This window comes from Pseudomonas sp. MF6776 (assembly GCF_016613125.1).
GTDB lineage: Bacteria > Pseudomonadota > Gammaproteobacteria > Pseudomonadales > Pseudomonadaceae > Aquipseudomonas > Aquipseudomonas iridis.
Genome location: NZ_JAENSQ010000005.1, coordinates 217,296 through 235,255 on the forward strand (window position 1 = coordinate 217,296; position 17,960 = coordinate 235,255).

Here is a 17,960-nt window from a genome sequence, read left to right on the forward strand (position 1 = left end):
GGTGCTGCTTTTTAATTCGATTGATTCAAAAGCACCGGAAACAAAAACGCCCGGCCAAAGGGCCGGGCGCTTTTCTCAGGCAATCTTACTTATCGTCAGCAACGCCCGGAACATTAGCGGTTTCGCCGCTTGTGCCTTGAACTTCTTCCTTCATGCGCTTGAGGCCCATGTGGCGCACGTCGGTACCGCGCACCAGATAGATCACCAACTCGGAGATATTGCGCGCGTGGTCGCCGATGCGCTCCAGCGAACGCAGCACCCAGATGATGCTCAAGACGCGCGAGATAGAGCGCGGGTCTTCCATCATGTAGGTCGCCAGTTCACGCAGGGCGGTCTTGTACTCGCGGTCGATGATTTTGTCGTATTGCGCCACCGACAAGGCCAGATCGGCGTCGAAACGGGCAAACGCGTCCAACGCATCGCGGACCATGTTGCGCACCTGGTCGCCGATGTGGCGAACCTCGACGTAACCGCGCGGGGCTTCGCCTTCTTCGCACAACTGGATAGCGCGGCGGGCGATCTTGGTAGCTTCGTCGCCGATGCGTTCCAGGTCGATCACGGACTTGGAGATGCTGATGATCAGACGCAGGTCGGATGCCGCCGGCTGACGACGGGCCAGAATGCGCAGGCATTCTTCGTCGATGTTGCGTTCCATCTGGTTGATCTGGTCGTCAATCTCGCGCACCTGCTGAGCCAGGCCGGAGTCGGCCTCGATCAATGCCGTGACCGCGTCGTTGACCTGCTTCTCGACCAGCCCGCCCATGGCCAGGAGGTGGCTGCGCACTTCCTCAAGCTCGGCGTTGAACTGCGCGGAAATGTGATGGGTAAGGCCTTCTTTAGAAATCATTGTTCGCTCCGCGAAAGTTGCAAGCTTCAAGCTGCAAGCTTCAAGCAGTTATGTATAAGTCCTGATATCGCACCGCATCTTTCTTGCCGCCTGAAGCTTGCGGCTTGCAGCTGTACGACTAGCCGTACCGCCCCGTGATGTAGTCTTCGGTCTGCTTCTTGGCCGGATTGGTGAACAGCGTATCGGTATCGCCAAATTCCACCAGTTTGCCCATGTACATGAACGCCGTGTAGTCGGACACCCGCGCGGCTTGCTGCATGTTGTGGGTCACGATGACGATGGTGAACTTGGACTTCAGTTCGTAGATCAGCTCTTCGACTTTAAGCGTCGAGATCGGGTCGAGTGCCGAGCACGGTTCGTCGAGCAGCAGGACTTCCGGTTCAACCGCGATGGTGCGAGCGATCACCAGACGTTGCTGCTGACCACCGGACAGGCCGAGTGCCGACTCGTGCAGACGATCTTTTACTTCGTCCCACAGCGCCGCGCCTTTGAGGGCCCACTCAACGGCTTCGTCGAGGATGCGCTTCTTGTTGATGCCCTGGATGCGCAGACCGTAAACCACGTTTTCGTAGATGGTTTTCGGGAACGGGTTCGGCTTCTGGAACACCATGCCGACGCGACGACGCAGTTCGGCCACATCTTCGCCCTTGCGATAGATGTTGTTGCCGTACAGGTTGATCGCGCCTTCGACACGGCAGCCGTCAACCAGGTCGTTCATGCGGTTGAAAGTCCGTAGCAGCGTGGATTTGCCGCAGCCGGACGGGCCGATGAACGCGGTCACGCGCTGTTTCGGAATATTCATACTGACGTCGAACAGCGCTTGCTTCTCGCCGTAGTACAGGCTCAGGCCCGGCACTTCGATGGCAACGGTTTCCTGCTCGAGGTTCAGGCTCTGCTTGTCGCGGCCCAGGGCAGACATGTTAATGCCGTGGGTATGCGTTTCGTGCTGCATGGGTCTCACTCCGTTCGTAGCTGCAAGCTTCTGGCTGCAAGCTGCAAGTTTGAGCAAAAGCGGCTTGTAGCTTGCCGCTTGTGGCTAATGGCTTTAGCTATCCAGTGCTTTGTATTTTTCACGCAGGTGGTTACGGATATACACCGCCGACAGGTTCAACGTCGCGATCACCAACACCAGCAACAGCGCCGTGGCATATACCAGCGGGCGTGCCGCTTCGACGTTCGGGCTCTGGAAGCCGACGTCATAGATATGGAAGCCCAGGTGCATGATCTTCTGGTCCAGGTGCAGGTACGGATAGTTGCCATCCACCGGCAGCGAAGGCGCCAGTTTCACCACACCCACCAGCATCAGCGGCGCCACTTCACCGGCGGCACGGGCCACCGCGAGGATCATGCCGGTCATCATCGCCGGACTGGCCATCGGGATGACTATCTTCCACAAGGTTTCAGCCTTGGTGGCACCGAGGGCCAACGAGCCTTCACGCACGGTGCGAGGAATCCGCGCCAGACCTTCTTCAGTAGCCACGATCACCACTGGCACCGCCAGCAGCGCCAGCGTCAGCGAAGCCCAGAGCAGACCCGGCGTACCGAAGGTCGGTGCCGGCAACGCTTCCGGGAAGAACAAGCGGTCAACCGAACCACCCAGCACGTAAACGAAGAAGCCCAGGCCAAACACGCCGTATACGATTGCCGGAACACCCGCGAGGTTGTTCACCGCGATCCGGATGATCCGCGTCAGGGTGTTCTGCTTGGCGTACTCACGCAGGTACACCGCCGCCAGCACGCCGAACGGAGTCACGATCATCGCCATGATCAGCGTCATCATCACGGTGCCGAAAATCGCCGGGAAGATCCCGCCCTCGGTGTTCGCTTCACGCGGGTCGTCCGACAGGAACTCCCAGATCTTGCTGAAGTAGAAACCGACCTTGGTCAGAGTGCTCATCGCGTTCGGCTGGTAGGCGTGAACCACTTTGCCCAGATCGATTTGAATCTCTTTGCCGTTGGCATCGCGAGCGGTCAAAGCGTCGCGGTTGAACTGCGCATGCAGGTCAGCCAGACGCGCTTCGATGTCTTGATAGCGGGCATTGAGTTCGGCACGCTCGGATTCCATGTCGGCTTGCGCGGCGGCGTCGAACTTGCCTTCAAGCTCCAGTTTGCGACTGTGCAGACGGATGCGCTCCAGCCCTGCGTTGATCGCGCCGATGTCGGATTTTTCCAGCGATTTCAGTTGCGCGGCCAGACCATTGACGCGGTCGATCCGCGCTTGCAGTTCAGGCCAGGCCGCTTCACCTTCGGCGATGACCTTGCCGTCCTGTTTGACGTTGACCAGGTAGCCGTAGAAATTACCCCACTCGCGACGTTCGATCGCCATCAGCTCCGGCGGCGTCTTCTGGTTGGTCAACCACTCGCCGACGATCCAGGTGAAGTCGTTGCCGTTCAGGTCACGGTTGCCGACTTTGATCAGCTCGCGCGTCATGAATTCCGGGCCAGCGTCCGGCACCGGCAAACCGGCGCTCTTCAGACGGGCGCGGGGCACTTCTTCTTTCTGCACCACTTCGCCGACCACAAGGTGCTGGGCCTGGCCCGGCACGTCGTAGCTGGCGTGGATCAGATCCGCCGGCCAGAAGTGACCCAGACCGCGCACGGCAATCACCGCCAGCAGGCCAATGGTCATGATGACCGCGATGGACACCGCGCCACCGCTGATCCAGACGCCTGGGGCGCCGCTCTTGAACCATCCTTTCAGGGAGTTCTGTTTCACAGACTTCTACCTTTGCTTAAAGCGACGAGTATTTCTTGCGCAGACGCTGACGAATCAGTTCTGCCAGGGTGTTCATGACGAAGGTGAACAACAGCAGCACCAGCGCCGAGAGGAACAGCACGCGGTAGTGGCTGCCGCCGACTTCCGACTCGGGCATTTCCACCGCGACGTTGGCAGCCAGGGTGCGCAGGCCTTCGAACAGGTTCATTTCCATGACCGGGGTGTTACCGGTGGCCATCAGCACGATCATCGTTTCACCGACCGCACGGCCCATGCCGATCATCAGTGCCGAGAAGATGCCCGGGCTGGCGGTGAGGATCACCACGCGGGTCATGGTCTGCCACGGCGTGGCACCGAGGGCCAGCGAGCCGAGGGTCAGACCACGGGGCACGCTGAACACGGCGTCTTCGGCGATCGAGTAGATGTTCGGGATCACCGCGAACCCCATGGCCAGGCCAACTACCAGAGCGTTGCGCTGGTCGTAGGTGATGCCCAGATCGTGGGAGATCCACATGCGCATGTCGCCGCCGAAGAACCAGTTCTCCATGAACGGGCTCATGTACAGCGACAGCCAGCCCACAAACAGGATCACCGGAATCAGCAACGCACTTTCCCAGCCATCCGGAACTCTCAGGCGGATCGACTCAGGCAGACGGCTGAAGGTGAAACCGGCGACCAGAATGCCGATCGGCAGCAACATCAGCAGGCTGAAGATGCCCGGCAAATGTCCTTCCACATAAGGCGCGAGGAACAGACCGGCGAAGAAACCGAGGATCACCGTCGGCATCGCTTCCATCAACTCGATGACCGGTTTGACCTTGCGGCGCATGCCCGGCGCCATGAAGTACGCGGTGTAGATCGCAGCGGCAACAGCCAGCGGCGCAGCCAGCAGCATCGCGTAGAACGCGGCTTTCAGGGTGCCGAAGGTCAGTGGCGACAGGCTCAGTTTCGGTTCGAAATCGGTGTTGGCCGCAGTCGATTGCCAGACGTATTTAGGCTCGTCGTAGTTCTCGTACCAGACCTTGCTCCACAGCGCGCTCCAGGACACTTCCGGGTGCGGGTTGTCGAGCAGCAGCGGTTGCAGCTTGCCGCCGGCTTCGACGATGACGCGGTTGGCGCGTGGCGACAGACCGAACAGGCCCTGGCCTTCAACAACCTGATCGACCAGCAAGGTACGGTGCGCGGTGCTGTGGAACACGCCGAGCTTGCCGTCGGCATCCAGCGCCAGGAAGCCTTTGCGGCGCTCTTCGGCGGTGATCTCAATGATTGGCGCCTTGCCCATCTGGAACGTACGAATCTGCTTCAGGCGCTGCTCGCCATCGGGGTCGCGGGCCATGAACCACTGGGCCAGACCACCTTTGGAGTCACCGACGATCAGCGAGATACCGCCGACCAGTTGCGTGGTCGCGGTGACTTCAGCGTCAGCGTTTTCGAGCAATTTGTAGCGACCGTTGAGGCTCTTGTCGCGCAGGCTGAACACGTCGGCCTGGGCACGACCGTTGACCACATACAGCCACTGCTGGCGCGGGTCGACGAAGATGTTTTTCACCGGCTCGGTCATCTGCGGCAGATCAATACGCTTCTGCTCGTTGGTGACTTCGCCAGTCATCATGTTTTCTTCGCTGGTCAGCGACAAAACATTGAGTTGCGAACCGGTCGAGCCCACCAGCATCAGGGTCGAATCAGTGGCATTGAGGCTGACGTGCTCCAGCGCACCGCCGCTTTCGTTCAACGTGATCGGCGTGTTGCCGTACGGATACTCGATAGCCGGGCTGATGGTTTTCTTGCTGTCGGGGTAGCTGACTTTATAGGTGTGTCGGAACACCAGTGCCTGACCGTTGGACAAGCCTACGGCCACGAGCGGATGACCTGGCTGGTCTTTACCAATGGAGGTCACGGTTGCGCCTGCCGGCAACGGCAGATCGACGCGACTCAGTTCAGCACCACTGTCGATATCGAAGAACAGCGCCTGGCCCTTGTCGGAAACGCGCATGGCCACCTGATTCTGTTCTTCGAGCGAAATCATCAGCGGCTTGCCGGCGTCCTGCATCCAGGCCGGGGTGATGGCATCATTCACGGTCAGATCGGCACCCTTGAACAGCGGCGCGACGACGTAGGCGAGGAAGAAAAAGATCAGGGTGATGGCTACCAGCACCGCCAGACCGCCAACGAGGACGTACCAGCGGGTGAAGCGATCCTTGAGCGCGCGAATGCGGCGCTTGCGTTGCAGCTCAGGCGTATTGAAGTCAATGCGCTTGGGAGGATTTGTAGTCATGTTGGAATTGGCCAGATCATTCATGCGCTCACCCTAGCGATCCTGTATGACAGAAAGATGACAATGCAGTGACGCAGCAAATCCACCGCCAACAGAGCTGGCAGAGGATCGAAAATTTGAGAGGTGTATAAAAGGCCGGTCTGCGGGCAGATCCGGCCTTTCACCTGAGTCCGAAGGGGTTCACCTCGGACTCAATTTGTTACTTCTTGGCGACAGCGCCGCCTTCTTGCAGACCCAGGTCAGCCAGTGCTTTTGCAGCAACCTTGGCCGGCAGTGGGATGTAGCCGTCTTTCACAACCACTTCCTGACCCTGTTTGGACAGAATCAGTTTCACGAACTCGGCTTCCAGCGGGGCCAGAGGCTTGTTCGGGGCCTTGTTGACGTAAACGTAGAGGAAGCGCGACAGCGGGTACTTGCCGTTCAGGGCGTTTTCTTCGGTGTCTTCGATGAAATCGGTGCTGCCTTTCTTGGCCAGAGCTACCGTTTTCACGCTTGCGGTTTTGTAGCCGATGCCCGAGTAACCAACGCCGTTCAGCGAGGAGCTGATCGACTGCACGACCGAAGCCGAACCTGGTTGTTCGTTGACGTTTGGCTTGAAGTCGCCTTTGCACAAGGCTTCTTCTTTGAAGTAGCCATAGGTGCCCGATACCGAGTTACGACCGAACAGCTGAACCGGCTTGTTCGCCAGGTCGCCGGTCACACCCAGGTCACCCCAGGTTTTCACGTCGGTTTTAGCACCGCACAGGCGAGTGGACGAGAAGATCGCGTCGACTTGCTCCATGGTCAGACCCTTGATCGGGTTGTCCTTGTGTACGAATACAGCCAGGGCGTCCACGGCAACCGGGATAGCGGTTGGCTTGTAGCCATATTTGGTTTCGAAGGCTTGCAGCTCGTTATCCTTCATCTTGCGGCTCATCGGGCCCAGGTTAGCGGTGCCTTCAGTCAGCGCAGGTGGCGCGGTCGAAGAACCGGCGGCCTGAATCTGGATGTTTACGTTCGGGTATTCTTTTTTGTAGTTCTCAGCCCACAGGGTCATGAGGTTGGCCAGGGTATCGGAGCCGACGCTGGACAGGTTGCCCGACACACCGGTGGTCTTGGTGTAGCTCGGGATAGCAGGGTCAACAGCGGCAACCGCGTTGGCAGTCGCAACGCCAGCAGCGACAAAAGTCATTGCCGCCATCAAACGCTTCAGTTTCATGCCTTACTCCTAGCAGATAGGGTGTGTTAAGTCGGGGCCAAGTATCAGCAGGCCGTGTGAACACTCTATGGCTGAAATATGACAATTGGATGAAAGGCCAGCATTCAGGTTTTAAAAGATGATTCGAGACGCCCATTCGCGAGCAGGCTCGCTCCCACACCGGGAACGCATTCCAAGTGTGGGAGCGAGCCTGCTCGCGAAAGGGTCGTGACTACTGAGGAGATTTCGGATCAGCGCCCCTTCTTCCAGAGCCACGCCCCCACCAGAATTCCCACCGCGCAGAGCACCGCCACATAGTAGGCAGGCCCCATCGGGCTTTCTTTCAGCAGCAGGCTGACGATCATCGGCGTCAGGCCACCGAAGATTGCGTACGCCACGTTGTAGGAAAACGACAAGCCACTGAAGCGCACCACCGGCGGGAACGCCTTGACCATCACATACGGTACCGCACCGATGGTGCCGACCAGCAAACCGGTCAGGGCATACAGCGGGAACAGCCAGTTCGGGTGATCGGCGAGGCTGTGATAGAAGGTCCAGGAGCTGATCAGCAGGCCCAGGCAACCGAACACGAATACGCGCCCGGCGCCAAAGCGATCCGCCAGCGCGCCGGCAATGATGCAGCCAAAACTCAGAAATACGATCGCCAGACTGTTGGATTGCAGCGCTGTGGTTGGCGAGAAGTGATAGACCGTTTGCAGCACGGTCGGGGTCATCAGGATCACCACAACGATGCCGGCAGACAGCAGCCAGGTCAGCAGCATCGAGATCGCGATCGCCCCGCGATGATCACGCAGCACCGCGCGCAGCGGCACTTCTTCGGCCAGCGCCTTGCGCAGTTGCAGCTCGGCAAATACCGGGGTCTCGTGCAGCCAGCGGCGCAGGTAAACCGAGAACAGGCCAAACACGCCGCCGAGCAGGAACGGAATCCGCCAGGCGTAATCGGAAACTTCGCTCGGCGTATAGATGCTGTTGATCGCCGTGGCGACCAGCGAGCCGAGCAGGATACCGGCGGTCAGGCCGCTGGTGAGGGTGCCACAGGCGTAACCCATGTACTTTTACGGCACGTGTTCGGAAACGAAGACCCACGCCCCCGGCACTTCACCGCCAATCGCTGCGCCTTGAATCACGCGCATCAATAGAAGAAGGATCGGCGCCCACATGCCGATCTGCGCATACGTCGGCAGCAAACCCATGATCAGGGTCGGCACGGCCATCATGAAGATGCTCAGGGTGAACATCTTTTTGCGCCCCAGCAGATCGCCGAAATGCGCCATGACGATGCCGCCCAGCGGACGCGCGAGATAACCGGCGGCGAAGATGCCGAAGGTCTGCATCATGCGCAGCCACTCGGGCATGTCGGCCGGGAAGAACAGTTTGCCGACTACGGTGGCGAAGAATACGAAGATGATGAAATCGTAGAATTCCAGCGCGCCCCCCAGGGCGGACAGCGACAGGGTCTTGTAGTCATTGCGGGTCAACGGTCGTGCGGGTTGCTCGGGCTGCGCGAGGCTCGAAGGCGCTGTGGTCATGGCAAGGGCTTCTCTTATAGTCGGATCTGCCGCCACAACAACGCTGGCGGTGGCTTGGGCAGGTTCGGCACCATAGCAAATTGTTCGAAAAAGCACATAGAGCCGCGTATTTGACAGTCGAAATCAGAACCGGACGGTCGTCGTGGAGTCTACCGACCGATATACTCGCAACCTTGCCCCGGTTTGTAGGGGGTTGCTGTGCGAAAACGTTGTTGGCCCGCCCTTTGATCGGCGCAGCCGGTTTCGCAGAGTTTCTCCTTAGGCGCCTTATGGAAAACGTGACGAACGTAGTATGTTCGGTGCTGAATCGTTTTTCCCGAAGACGGCTACCACCAGCAGCACTAACAAAGAGTCACGGGTCAGAGGCCCCTCGGCATGATAGAACTCGAACAAGAAGATCCGATCCCACAGGGCGACCTGGCCCTGCAAATCACCGCGCTTCCACGCGAAACCAATGGCTTTGGCGATATTTTCGGCGGCTGGCTGGTAGCGCAGATGGATTTGGCCGGCACCGCGATGGCCAGCCGTGTCGCCGGTGGCCGCGTGGCCACTGTCGCCATTGATCGCATGGCGTTTCTGGTGCCTGTGGCGGTCGGCGCGCAATTGTCCTTTTACACCCAGACCCTGGAAATCGGTCGCAGCTCGATCCAGATGATGGTCGAGGTGTGGAGCGACGATCCGTTGTCCAGCGAGTGGCGTAAGGTGACCGAAGCGGTATTCGTCTTCGTCGCCATCGACGGCAGTGGCCGCACTCGTTCGGTGCCACCACGCGCACGTTAAACCTCGCGGCCGTTTGACGGTCGATAGTCGTCCCAAGTGTCTGATCGAGAGCTGTCCCATGACCACGCCCAACGTTGAAGCCGTGAAACTGGATGAACTGAACTGCTGGCGCATTCGCCACGGTCAGGCTGAAGTGTTGGTCGCCCAGCAAGGCGCGCACATCCTCAGTTACCAGATCGACGGCCAGCCGCCGATCATCTGGCTCAACGACAAGGCCACGTTCAAGACCGGCAAGAGCATCCGTGCCGGCGTGCCGGTGTGCTGGCCGTGGTTCGGCAAGTTCGAACGCAATCCGCAGAGCGTGCAGGCGATGTACACCGGTGAGCAACCGGCTCCTGCGCACGGTCTGGTGCGTGCGATGGATTGGGAGCTGGGCGGCATCGAAGCCGAGAGCAACGGGATCAAGGTCGAGTTCAAGTTGCCCTATCCCGAAGGCGGCCTGCCGGGTTGGCCGCATCAGGTGGATCTGACCCTGACCCTGCGTCTGTCGGATGAGCTGCAATTCAGCCTGACCAGCCATAACCGTGGCAGTGACTCGGTCAGCCTGAGTCAGGCGCTGCATACCTATTTTGCTGTCAGCGATGTGCGCAATGTGCATGTCGACGGCGTGAAGGGCTTGGATTACATCGAGACGCTGGACGACTGGAAGATCCACAGCCAGCAAGGCGATCTGCATTTTGCCGGGGAAACCGACCGCATCTACCTCGATACGCCGCCGCAACTGAGCATCGTCGACTCGACGTGGGAACGGCGCATCGTGCTGACCTCTACCGGCTCGCGGACGGCCGTGATCTGGAACCCCTGGATCGACCGCGCTGCGGCGCTCAGCGATATGGATAACGATGGCTGGCAGCGCATGCTGTGCATCGAGACGGCGAATGTGATGAGTGATGTGGTGACTCTGGCACCGGGTGCGAGCCATACGATGGGCGTCAGCGTCGCCAGCAAAGCGCTCTAATCAGCAGCACAATACAAAATGCGGGAGCGAGCCTGCTCGCGAAGGCGTGGTATCAGTCAACATTCAAATGCCTGACACACCGCTTTCGCGAGCAGGCTCGCTCCCACAGTTGTTTCGTGGTGTCAGAGATCAGATTCCTGCACCACCCGCACCTTGTCCGCCTCCAGCGCATACGCCGCATCGGCCAGGTCATTGCTGACCTTCTCGACCTTCAGCGTGCCGCTCACCCACAGCGGCGTATAGATGTCGTCCAGCTTCAAACCCTTCGGATACCGCACAAGCACCAGTTGATTCGGCGGCGGTGGCGGCACGTGGATGCACGCGCCCGGGTACGGCACGAGGAAGAACAGCGTGCTGCGGCCCTTGGCGTCGGATTCCAGCGGCACCGGATAACCGCCGATGCGGATGTGCTTGTCGTTCATCGACGCTACGGTTTTGGTCGAGTACATGACCGCCGGCAGACCTTTGGCCTGCTTCATCCCGCCCTTCTCGGTGAAGGTGCCGGTGGCTTCCGGGGAGTTGTGGTCGATTTCAGGCATGGCCTCGAGGGCCTTTTGATCCGACTTGGGCATCAGTTCGAGCCAATCGGTTTCCGGCAGTTCGCTGGCGTGGGCCAGACCGCTGCCCAGCAAGAGGAGAGTCAACAGGAGACGGCGCATGAAGGAGCTCGGTAAAAAAAGGAAGTTGAAACGCCGAGCATTCTAGCCCTCCCCGCCGCGATGGCGGAGAGGACTTTGTCGCTTTGAATCAGTTCTTTTTGATCAGGCCGTAGATCACCAGCAACACGACTGCGCCAACCAGTGCGCCGAGGAAGCCTGCGCCCTCGCCCGCCTGATAAATGCCCAGAGCCTGGCCGCCATAGGTGGCTGCCAGCGAACCGCCGATACCGAGCAGGATGGTCATGATCCAGCCCATGCTGTCATCGCCCGGTTTCAGGAACCGAGCCAGCAGGCCGACGATCAAGCCGATAAAGATGGTTCCGATAATTCCCATGGCATTTCCCTCTGATTTGGTAGATATGCCAAAGCCTAGACAGACTTTGGCATCCTGCCATGAGAGAACGGCGGCCCCTGAATGGTTCCGCCGCTGCCACATGAAACTCTTTTACTCGGCGATCAGCGCTTCGACCTTGAGGATCTGCGCTTCAAGCGTGGCCTTGTCGGCGCAGCGCAGGTTGGCGTGACCGACCTTGCGCCCGGCCTTGAAGGCCTTGCCGTAGTGGTGCAGATGGCAGCCTTCGATGGCGATGACTTTCTCAACCGGCGGGACAACGCCGATAAAGTTGAGCATCGCGCTCTCGCCGACCTTGGCCGTCGAACCCAGCGGCAGACCGGCAACGGCACGCAGGTGGTTTTCGAACTGGCTGCACTCGGCGCCTTCGGTGGTCCAGTGCCCGGAGTTGTGCACGCGTGGGGCGATTTCGTTGGCCTTGAGGCCACCGTCGACTTCAAAGAACTCGAACGCCATCACACCGACGTAATCAAGCTGCTTGAGCACACGGCTGGAATAATCTTCGGCCAACGCCTGCAACGGGTGATCAGTGCTGGCGATCGACAACTTGAGGATGCCGCTGTCGTGGGTGTTGTGCACCAGCGGGTAGAACTTCGTTTCGCCATCGCGGGCACGCACGGCGATCAGCGAGACTTCACCGGTGAACGGCACGAAGCCCTCCAGCAAGCAGGCAACGCTGCCGAGTTCGGCAAAAGTGCCGACCACGTCTTCAGGTTTGCGCAGGACTTTCTGACCCTTGCCGTCGTAACCCAGCGTGCGGGTTTTCAGCACGGCCGGCAGACCGATTGCAGCCACGGCAGCATCCAGATCGGCTTGTGACTGAATGTCGGCAAAGGCAGGGGTCGGGATACCCAGATCCTTGAACATGCTCTTTTCGAACCAGCGATCACGCGCGATGCGCAGGGCTTCGGCGCTTGGATAGACCGGCACGAATTGCGAGAGGAACGCTACGGTTTCAGCCGGGACGCTTTCGAATTCGAAGGTCACCAGATCGACTTCATCGGCCAATTGGCGCAGATGGTCCTGATCGCCGTAATCGGCCCGCAGGTGTTCGCCCAGCGCAGCGGCGCAAGCGTCCGGCGCAGGATCGAGGAAAGCGAAGTTCATGCCCAGCGGAGTGCCCGCCAAGGCCAACATGCGACCCAACTGGCCGCCACCGATTACACCGATCTTCATCTCAACAACCTCAGGCAATACGTGGGTCTGGATTGTCCAGGACGCTGTCTGTCTGCTCGGCACGGAAGGTTTTCAGCACCGCGTGGAATTGCGGATGCTTGGCGCCAAGGATACTCGCCGAGAGCAGCGCTGCGTTGATCGCGCCAGCCTTGCCGATGGCCAGGGTGGCGACCGGAATGCCGGCCGGCATTTGCACGATCGACAGCAGTGAATCGACGCCCGAGAGCATTGCCGACTGCACGGGAACGCCCAGCACCGGCAGGTGGGTCTTGGCCGCACACATGCCCGGCAAGTGAGCTGCGCCACCAGCACCGGCGATAATCACCTCGATGCCTCGGCCTTCAGCCTCTTCGGCGTACTGGAACAGCAGATCCGGGGTACGGTGTGCAGAAACCACCTTGACCTCGTACGGGATGCCGAGCTTTTCCAGCATATCGGCGGTGTGGCTAAGGGTGGACCAATCGGACTTGGAGCCCATGATCACGCCAACCAGTGCACTCATCGTCGCGCCTCTTCTCTCTGGGCGCCCGCAGGCGCGTCAAAAACAACAAGCCACGCAGGTTGCGTGGCTTGATTGTACGAAAAATGGCCGGTCGTACCGGCCAAAGGCCGCGCAGTATACCGCAAAGAAAGCAATAAACAGCCCCCTGCACGACCATCTGTCATCTGCCGCAAAAGCCCGGTTTTATTGACTTGAAGGTCAGTCCAGAAACACCGCAAATCCCTTGTGGGAGCTGGCTTGCCAGCGATGACGTCGTGTCAGCAAACATTGAGGGAGACTGGCCAACCAGCAATCGCTGGCAAGCCAGCTCCCACAGGGTTATTCGATGGGTTCAGGTGTTTTGTGCGGCGCCACCTTCTAGCTTGCGCCACAGCAGACGGACGTTGGCCTTGCGCACTAGTGCGCAGCGGTACAGACGAATCTCCAGTGGCACATGCCATTGCGGGCCGCCGCACACAACGAGTTCACCGCGTGCCAGTTCCGCACGCACGCTCAGTTGTGGCACCCAGGCAATGCCGAGGCCTTCCAGCGCCATGCTTTTCAGGCTGTCGGCCATGGCGGTTTCATAAATGGTGGTAAACCGCAGCTGACGCTGGCGCAGCAAACCGTTCACTGAGCGTCCGAGAAAAGCCCCGGCGCTGTAGGCGAGCAGCGGCACGCTGGCTTCGCCTTCCAGATCGAACAGCGGTTTGCCATCGGCATCCGCCGCGCACACCGGCAACATTTCGGTCTGGCCCAAATGCAGCGACGGGAAAATCTCCGGGTCCATCTGCATCGCCGCGTCCGGGTCATAGAACGCCAGCATCAGATCGCAGCCACCTTCACGCAACGCATGCACGGCGTCACCAACGTTGGTCGCCACCAACCGAGTGGCAATATTCAGCCCTTCATTACGCAGTTGCGCGATCCAGCGCGGGAAGAAACCCAGCGCCAAGGAGTGAGCGGCGGCCACCTGCATCACCTCGCCCTGCCCGCCTTCCAGATGATGCAGGTGACGCAACACTTCGCCGAGCTGCTCGACCACGGTGCGCGCGGTCACCAGAAACAATTGCCCCGCCGCCGTCAGTTCGATCGGCGTGCGCGACCGATTGACCAAGGTCAGCCCCAGCGCCGCTTCGAGGCTGCGGATCCGCCGGCTGAATGCCGGCTGAGTCACGAAACGTCGTTCGGCAGCCTGCGAGAAGCTGCGGGTGGCGGCCAGAGCACTGAAGTCCTCGAGCCATTTGCTTTCCAGATTCATCACGTCCTCCCGGACACGCACCAAAACAGGTCACACGTCTGCCGCGCACGCGGCGTCACACGGGCATTATGCCGAATGTGCATAGGCCAGTGCTTAACAGCATTGGCCCAAATTTCCCCACAAGCCTAGCATTCGCAGCGTTCCGGCACAGACCGGGTCCATATCGAGATGATTTCTATCATGTCCTCCGCTGCATCTTTCCGCACAGAAAACGACCTGCTTGGCGCCCTCGAAGTACCGGCTCAAGCGTATTACGGCATCCAGACCCTGCGAGCGGTGAACAACTTCCGCCTCTCGGGCGTTCCGATTTCGCATTACCCGAAACTGGTTGTGGGTCTGGCGATGGTCAAACAGGCCGCCGCTGACGCCAACCGTGAATTGGGTCACCTGAGCGAAGCCAAGCACGCTGCCATCAGCGAAGCCTGTGCACGATTGATCCGCGGTGATTTCCACGAAGAATTCGTGGTCGACATGATTCAGGGTGGCGCCGGTACCTCCACCAACATGAACGCCAACGAAGTGATCGCCAACATTGCTCTGGAAGCAATGGGTCACCAGAAAGGCGAGTACCAGTACCTGCACCCGAACGACGACGTGAACATGGCGCAGTCGACCAACGACGCCTACCCGACGGCCATCCGCCTGGGTCTGCTGTTGGGTCACGACACCCTGCTCGCCAGCCTAGACAGCCTGATTCAGGCATTTGCGGCCAAAGGTAAAGAATTCGATCACGTCCTGAAAATGGGCCGTACCCAGCTGCAAGATGCCGTACCGATGACCCTCGGCCAGGAATTCCGTGCGTTCGCCACCACCATGGGCGAAGACCTGGCCCGTCTGAAGACGCTGGCCCCGGAACTGTTAACTGAAGTAAACCTGGGCGGCACCGCGATCGGCACTGGCATTAACGCCGACCCGCGTTATCAGGCGCTGGCTGTACAGCGTCTGGCGCTGATCAGCGGCCAACCGCTGGTACCAGCGGCCGACCTGATCGAAGCCACCTCCGACATGGGCGCCTTCGTGCTGTTCTCCGGCATGCTCAAACGCACCGCGGTCAAGCTGTCGAAGATCTGCAATGACCTGCGCCTGCTGTCCAGCGGTCCACGCACCGGCATCAACGAGATCAACCTGCCGGCGCGTCAGCCAGGCAGCTCGATCATGCCCGGCAAGGTCAACCCGGTGATCCCGGAAGCCGTTAACCAGGTAGCCTTCCAGGTCATCGGCAACGACTTGGCACTGACCATGGCAGCCGAAGGCGGCCAGCTGCAATTGAACGTGATGGAGCCGCTGATCGCGTTCAAGATCTTCGACTCGATCCGCCTGCTGCAACGCGCCATGGACATGCTGCGCGAGCACTGCATCGTCGGCATCACCGCCAACGAAGCGCGCTGCCGTGAACTGGTCGAGCACTCGATCGGTCTGGTCACCGCACTGAACCCGTACATCGGCTACAAAAACGCCACCCGCATCGCCGGTATCGCTCTTGAAAGCGGCCGCGGCGTGCTGGAACTGGTGCGCGAAGAAGGTCTGCTCGACGAAGCCATGCTCGCCGACATCCTGCGCCCGGAAAACATGATTGCTCCGCGTCTGGTTCCGCTCAAAGCCTGAGCCGACGCGTTACTTGTAGCACCGCTCACCAGGTCGAGGGACTAGACACCTCTCACCTTTTGAGGGCTTGGGGATCCGTCCCCAGGCCCTTTTTTTTAACTATCTGATCCTGAGACCCCTATGTCTGGGGACTGAACAATGTGGGAGCGAGCCTGCTCGCGAAGGCGGCACATCCAACGCCGATGCGCCTGATATACCGCTTTCGCGAGCAGGCTCGCTCCCACAAAAAAGCAGTTCCCGCACAAACCCGGCGCCGGTAACGCCGGGTGTTTCAAAGCTTCGTTTCGTCGCTTGCACCACTACCGTGCAGACGGGCGCGCCACTGATCGGTATAGTGCCGCCCCTCTTCGCGTGAGCGGTCGTCGGTAACGAGGCCATCACCCATGCGAAACCCGAACTAATAACAAACCCGCGAAATGGATCCGGGACGAAACCTTCGCCTCACCCGTCGTGCCGTGCGCAGACCGGTGTAACACGATGTTTCTTCTATCCAGCATTTGCTTACACAAAAAACAGCGAGGAAAAATCCATGCTCGAAGTCATTAACGACTTCCTCTCAGGGAAAGTACTGATCGTGCTCATTGTCGGGCTCGGTAGCTACTTCACGATTCGCTCGCGTTTCGTTCAATTGCGGCACTTCTTCCACATGTTCGCGGTGTTCCGCGACAGTCTCAAAAGCAGCGCCGGGCAGCTCAGCTCGTTCCAGGCCCTGATGCTCAGCCTCGCCGGCCGTGTCGGTGCAGGTAACATCGCCGGTGTCGGCATCGCCGTGACCCTCGGTGGGCCAGGTGCGGTGTTCTGGATGTGGGTAACCGCACTGGTCGGCATGTCCAGCAGCTTCTTCGAGTGCTCGCTCGGCCAGCTCTACAAACGCACCGACTCTGATGGCACCTTCCGTGGCGGTCCGTCCTACTACATCCAGCATGGTTTGCAGAAACGCTGGTTGGGTATGGTCATGGCGTTCCTGTTGCTGGTGACCTTCGGTTTCGCCTTCAACGGCCTGCAAGCGCACGCCGTGACTCACTCGCTGGAAAACGCTTTCGGCCTCGACACCACTTACACCGGCCTCGGCCTGGCAGTGCTGCTGGGCCTGGTGTTCGTCGGCGGGATCAAGCGTATCGCCAAGGTCGCTGACCTGTTGGTACCGGTGAAAACCCTGGTGTACATCGGCGTGACCCTCTACGTGATCGTGCTGCAATTCGACCACGTACCCGCCATGTTGATGACCATCGTCAAAAGCGCATTCGGTCTCGACCAGGCATTCGGCGGTCTGATCGGTAGCGCCATCGTCATGGGCGTGAAGCGTGGCGTGTTCGCCAACGAAGCCGGTTTGGGCAGTGCGCCGAACGTGGCGGCTGTGGCTTCGGTCGAGCACCCGGTCGCGCAAGGCGTGGTTCAGGCCTTCAGCGTGTTCCTCGACACCTTCGTGATCTGCACCTGCACCGCGCTGCTGATCCTGCTCTCGGGTTTCTACACCCCAGGCTTCGAAGGCGATGGCATTGCCCTGACCCAGAACTCACTGGCCGCTGTGGTGGGTGAATGGGGCCGGATGTTCATCTCGGTCGCCCTGGCGTTGTTCGTGTTCACCTCGATCCTCTACAACTACTACCTTGGCGAGAGCAACCTGCGCTTCATGATCGGTGAAAACCGCAAGGCGCTGATCGGCTACCGCGTGTTGGTATTGGTGTTGATCTTCTGGGGTGCGATCGAAAACCTCAGCACCGTGTTCGCCTTCGCCGACATCACTATGACCATGCTGGCGTTTGTGAACCTGATCGCGCTGTTCCTGCTGTTCAAGATCGGCATGCGCATCCTGCGTGACTACGATGACCAGCGTGCGGCCGGCATCAAGACGCCGGTGTTCGATTCGAGCAAATTCCCGGATCTGGACCTGGACCGCAAAGCCTGGCCGGCCAATCCGCCCGCCGCAGCCGGCAAGACTGAAGTCGAGCCGCAAGGCGTCCCTGCAGCGCAACGCTGATGGGTGGAATGACGGGCGCATCTCCTGCGCTCGTCAGTTACAGTTCGGAAAACTGTGAGAGCGAGCCTGCTCGCGAATGCAATCTGGCAGTTGATGCATGCATTGACTGACACACCGCTTTCGCGAGCAGGCTCGCTCCCAC

14 protein-coding genes and 1 pseudogene are annotated in these 17,960 nt (G+C 59.8%); 4 read left to right on the top strand and 11 right to left on the bottom strand.

All coding sequences use genetic code 11. The annotated features are described in order from the left end of the window. Positions 1-85 precede the first annotated feature (85 nt). From phoU to JJD74_RS08085, 6 genes and pseudogenes are all read right to left on the bottom strand, one after another. A complete protein-coding gene (phoU, locus tag JJD74_RS08060) occupies positions 86-847 on the bottom strand; it encodes a phosphate signaling complex protein PhoU (RefSeq protein WP_042561816.1) in 762 nt (253 codons plus the stop codon). A 118-nt stretch (positions 848-965) separates the two neighbouring features. After that, complete coding sequence (gene pstB, locus JJD74_RS08065; protein ID WP_042561817.1) at positions 966-1,799, bottom strand: phosphate ABC transporter ATP-binding protein PstB; 834 nt, start codon at positions 1,797-1,799, stop codon at positions 966-968. Positions 1,800-1,892: 93 nt separating this feature from the next. Further along, the gene (gene pstA, locus JJD74_RS08070) at positions 1,893-3,563 is read right to left on the bottom strand and encodes a phosphate ABC transporter permease PstA (protein WP_042561818.1); all 1,671 of its coding nucleotides are present in this window, start codon (positions 3,561-3,563) and stop codon (positions 1,893-1,895) included. A 16-nt stretch (positions 3,564-3,579) separates the two neighbouring features. Next, on the bottom strand, positions 3,580-5,613 hold the full coding sequence (locus tag JJD74_RS08075; RefSeq protein WP_181818473.1) for an ABC transporter permease subunit: 2,034 nt from the start codon (positions 5,611-5,613) through the stop codon (positions 3,580-3,582). Positions 5,614-6,037: 424 nt separating this feature from the next. Beyond that, a complete protein-coding gene (locus JJD74_RS08080) occupies positions 6,038-7,036 on the bottom strand; it encodes a phosphate ABC transporter substrate-binding protein PstS (RefSeq protein WP_042561820.1) in 999 nt (332 codons plus the stop codon). A gap of 230 nt (positions 7,037-7,266) precedes the next feature. Then, positions 7,267-8,565: pseudogene (locus JJD74_RS08085) on the bottom strand (MFS transporter). Positions 8,566-8,940: 375 nt separating this feature from the next. On the opposite strand from JJD74_RS08085, the gene JJD74_RS08090 reads away from it, so the two are divergent. After that, positions 8,941-9,345: an acyl-CoA thioesterase gene (locus JJD74_RS08090; RefSeq protein WP_003229628.1), complete on the top strand. Its 405-nt coding sequence runs from the start codon at positions 8,941-8,943 to the stop codon at positions 9,343-9,345. 58 nt (positions 9,346-9,403) lie between these two features. Further along, on the top strand, positions 9,404-10,303 hold the full coding sequence (locus JJD74_RS08095; RefSeq protein ID WP_200612746.1) for a D-hexose-6-phosphate mutarotase: 900 nt from the start codon (positions 9,404-9,406) through the stop codon (positions 10,301-10,303). Between the two features lie 122 nt (positions 10,304-10,425). Here the strand turns inward: JJD74_RS08095 and JJD74_RS08100 are convergent, their stop codons facing one another. The 5 genes from JJD74_RS08100 to JJD74_RS08120 form a co-directional block, all read right to left on the bottom strand. Next, positions 10,426-10,962, bottom strand: coding sequence for a DUF3299 domain-containing protein (locus JJD74_RS08100; protein WP_042561823.1), 537 nt, complete (start codon positions 10,960-10,962; stop codon positions 10,426-10,428). Between the two features lie 88 nt (positions 10,963-11,050). Then, positions 11,051-11,296: a GlsB/YeaQ/YmgE family stress response membrane protein gene (locus tag JJD74_RS08105; RefSeq protein ID WP_016772475.1), complete on the bottom strand. Its 246-nt coding sequence runs from the start codon at positions 11,294-11,296 to the stop codon at positions 11,051-11,053. Positions 11,297-11,407: 111 nt separating this feature from the next. Beyond that, positions 11,408-12,490, bottom strand: coding sequence for a 5-(carboxyamino)imidazole ribonucleotide synthase (locus JJD74_RS08110; protein WP_042561824.1), 1,083 nt, complete (start codon positions 12,488-12,490; stop codon positions 11,408-11,410). Between the two features lie 10 nt (positions 12,491-12,500). Continuing rightward, a complete protein-coding gene (gene purE, locus JJD74_RS08115) occupies positions 12,501-12,992 on the bottom strand; it encodes a 5-(carboxyamino)imidazole ribonucleotide mutase (protein WP_007954291.1) in 492 nt (163 codons plus the stop codon). A gap of 331 nt (positions 12,993-13,323) precedes the next feature. Continuing rightward, positions 13,324-14,232 carry a LysR substrate-binding domain-containing protein gene (locus tag JJD74_RS08120; protein ID WP_042561825.1) on the bottom strand — a complete coding sequence of 303 codons (909 nt, stop codon included), beginning with the start codon at positions 14,230-14,232 and terminating at the stop codon, positions 13,324-13,326. Positions 14,233-14,412: 180 nt separating this feature from the next. On the opposite strand from JJD74_RS08120, the gene aspA reads away from it, so the two are divergent. Beyond that, complete coding sequence (gene aspA, locus JJD74_RS08125) at positions 14,413-15,837, top strand: aspartate ammonia-lyase (protein WP_042561826.1); 1,425 nt, start codon at positions 14,413-14,415, stop codon at positions 15,835-15,837. Positions 15,838-16,366: 529 nt separating this feature from the next. After that, complete coding sequence (locus tag JJD74_RS08130; RefSeq protein WP_200612763.1) at positions 16,367-17,818, top strand: alanine/glycine:cation symporter family protein; 1,452 nt, start codon at positions 16,367-16,369, stop codon at positions 17,816-17,818. Positions 17,819-17,960: the final 142 nt, after the last annotated feature.

Coding starts and splice junctions, on each gene's coding strand:
- aspA (WP_042561826.1), top strand. CDS start 14,413: ATGTCCTCCGCTGCATCTTTCCGCACAGAAAACGACCTGCTTGGCGCC.
- pstB (WP_042561817.1), bottom strand. CDS start 1,799: ATGCAGCACGAAACGCATACCCACGGCATTAACATGTCTGCCCTGGGC.
- JJD74_RS08105 (WP_016772475.1), bottom strand. CDS start 11,296: ATGGGAATTATCGGAACCATCTTTATCGGCTTGATCGTCGGCCTGCTG.
- JJD74_RS08130 (WP_200612763.1), top strand. CDS start 16,367: ATGCTCGAAGTCATTAACGACTTCCTCTCAGGGAAAGTACTGATCGTG.
- phoU (WP_042561816.1), bottom strand. CDS start 847: ATGATTTCTAAAGAAGGCCTTACCCATCACATTTCCGCGCAGTTCAAC.
- JJD74_RS08075 (WP_181818473.1), bottom strand. CDS start 5,613: ATGCAGGACGCCGGCAAGCCGCTGATGATTTCGCTCGAAGAACAGAAT.
- JJD74_RS08095 (WP_200612746.1), top strand. CDS start 9,404: ATGACCACGCCCAACGTTGAAGCCGTGAAACTGGATGAACTGAACTGC.
- JJD74_RS08080 (WP_042561820.1), bottom strand. CDS start 7,036: ATGAAACTGAAGCGTTTGATGGCGGCAATGACTTTTGTCGCTGCTGGC.
- purE (WP_007954291.1), bottom strand. CDS start 12,992: ATGAGTGCACTGGTTGGCGTGATCATGGGCTCCAAGTCCGATTGGTCC.
- JJD74_RS08090 (WP_003229628.1), top strand. CDS start 8,941: ATGATAGAACTCGAACAAGAAGATCCGATCCCACAGGGCGACCTGGCC.
- JJD74_RS08120 (WP_042561825.1), bottom strand. CDS start 14,232: ATGAATCTGGAAAGCAAATGGCTCGAGGACTTCAGTGCTCTGGCCGCC.
- JJD74_RS08110 (WP_042561824.1), bottom strand. CDS start 12,490: ATGAAGATCGGTGTAATCGGTGGCGGCCAGTTGGGTCGCATGTTGGCC.
- JJD74_RS08100 (WP_042561823.1), bottom strand. CDS start 10,962: ATGCGCCGTCTCCTGTTGACTCTCCTCTTGCTGGGCAGCGGTCTGGCC.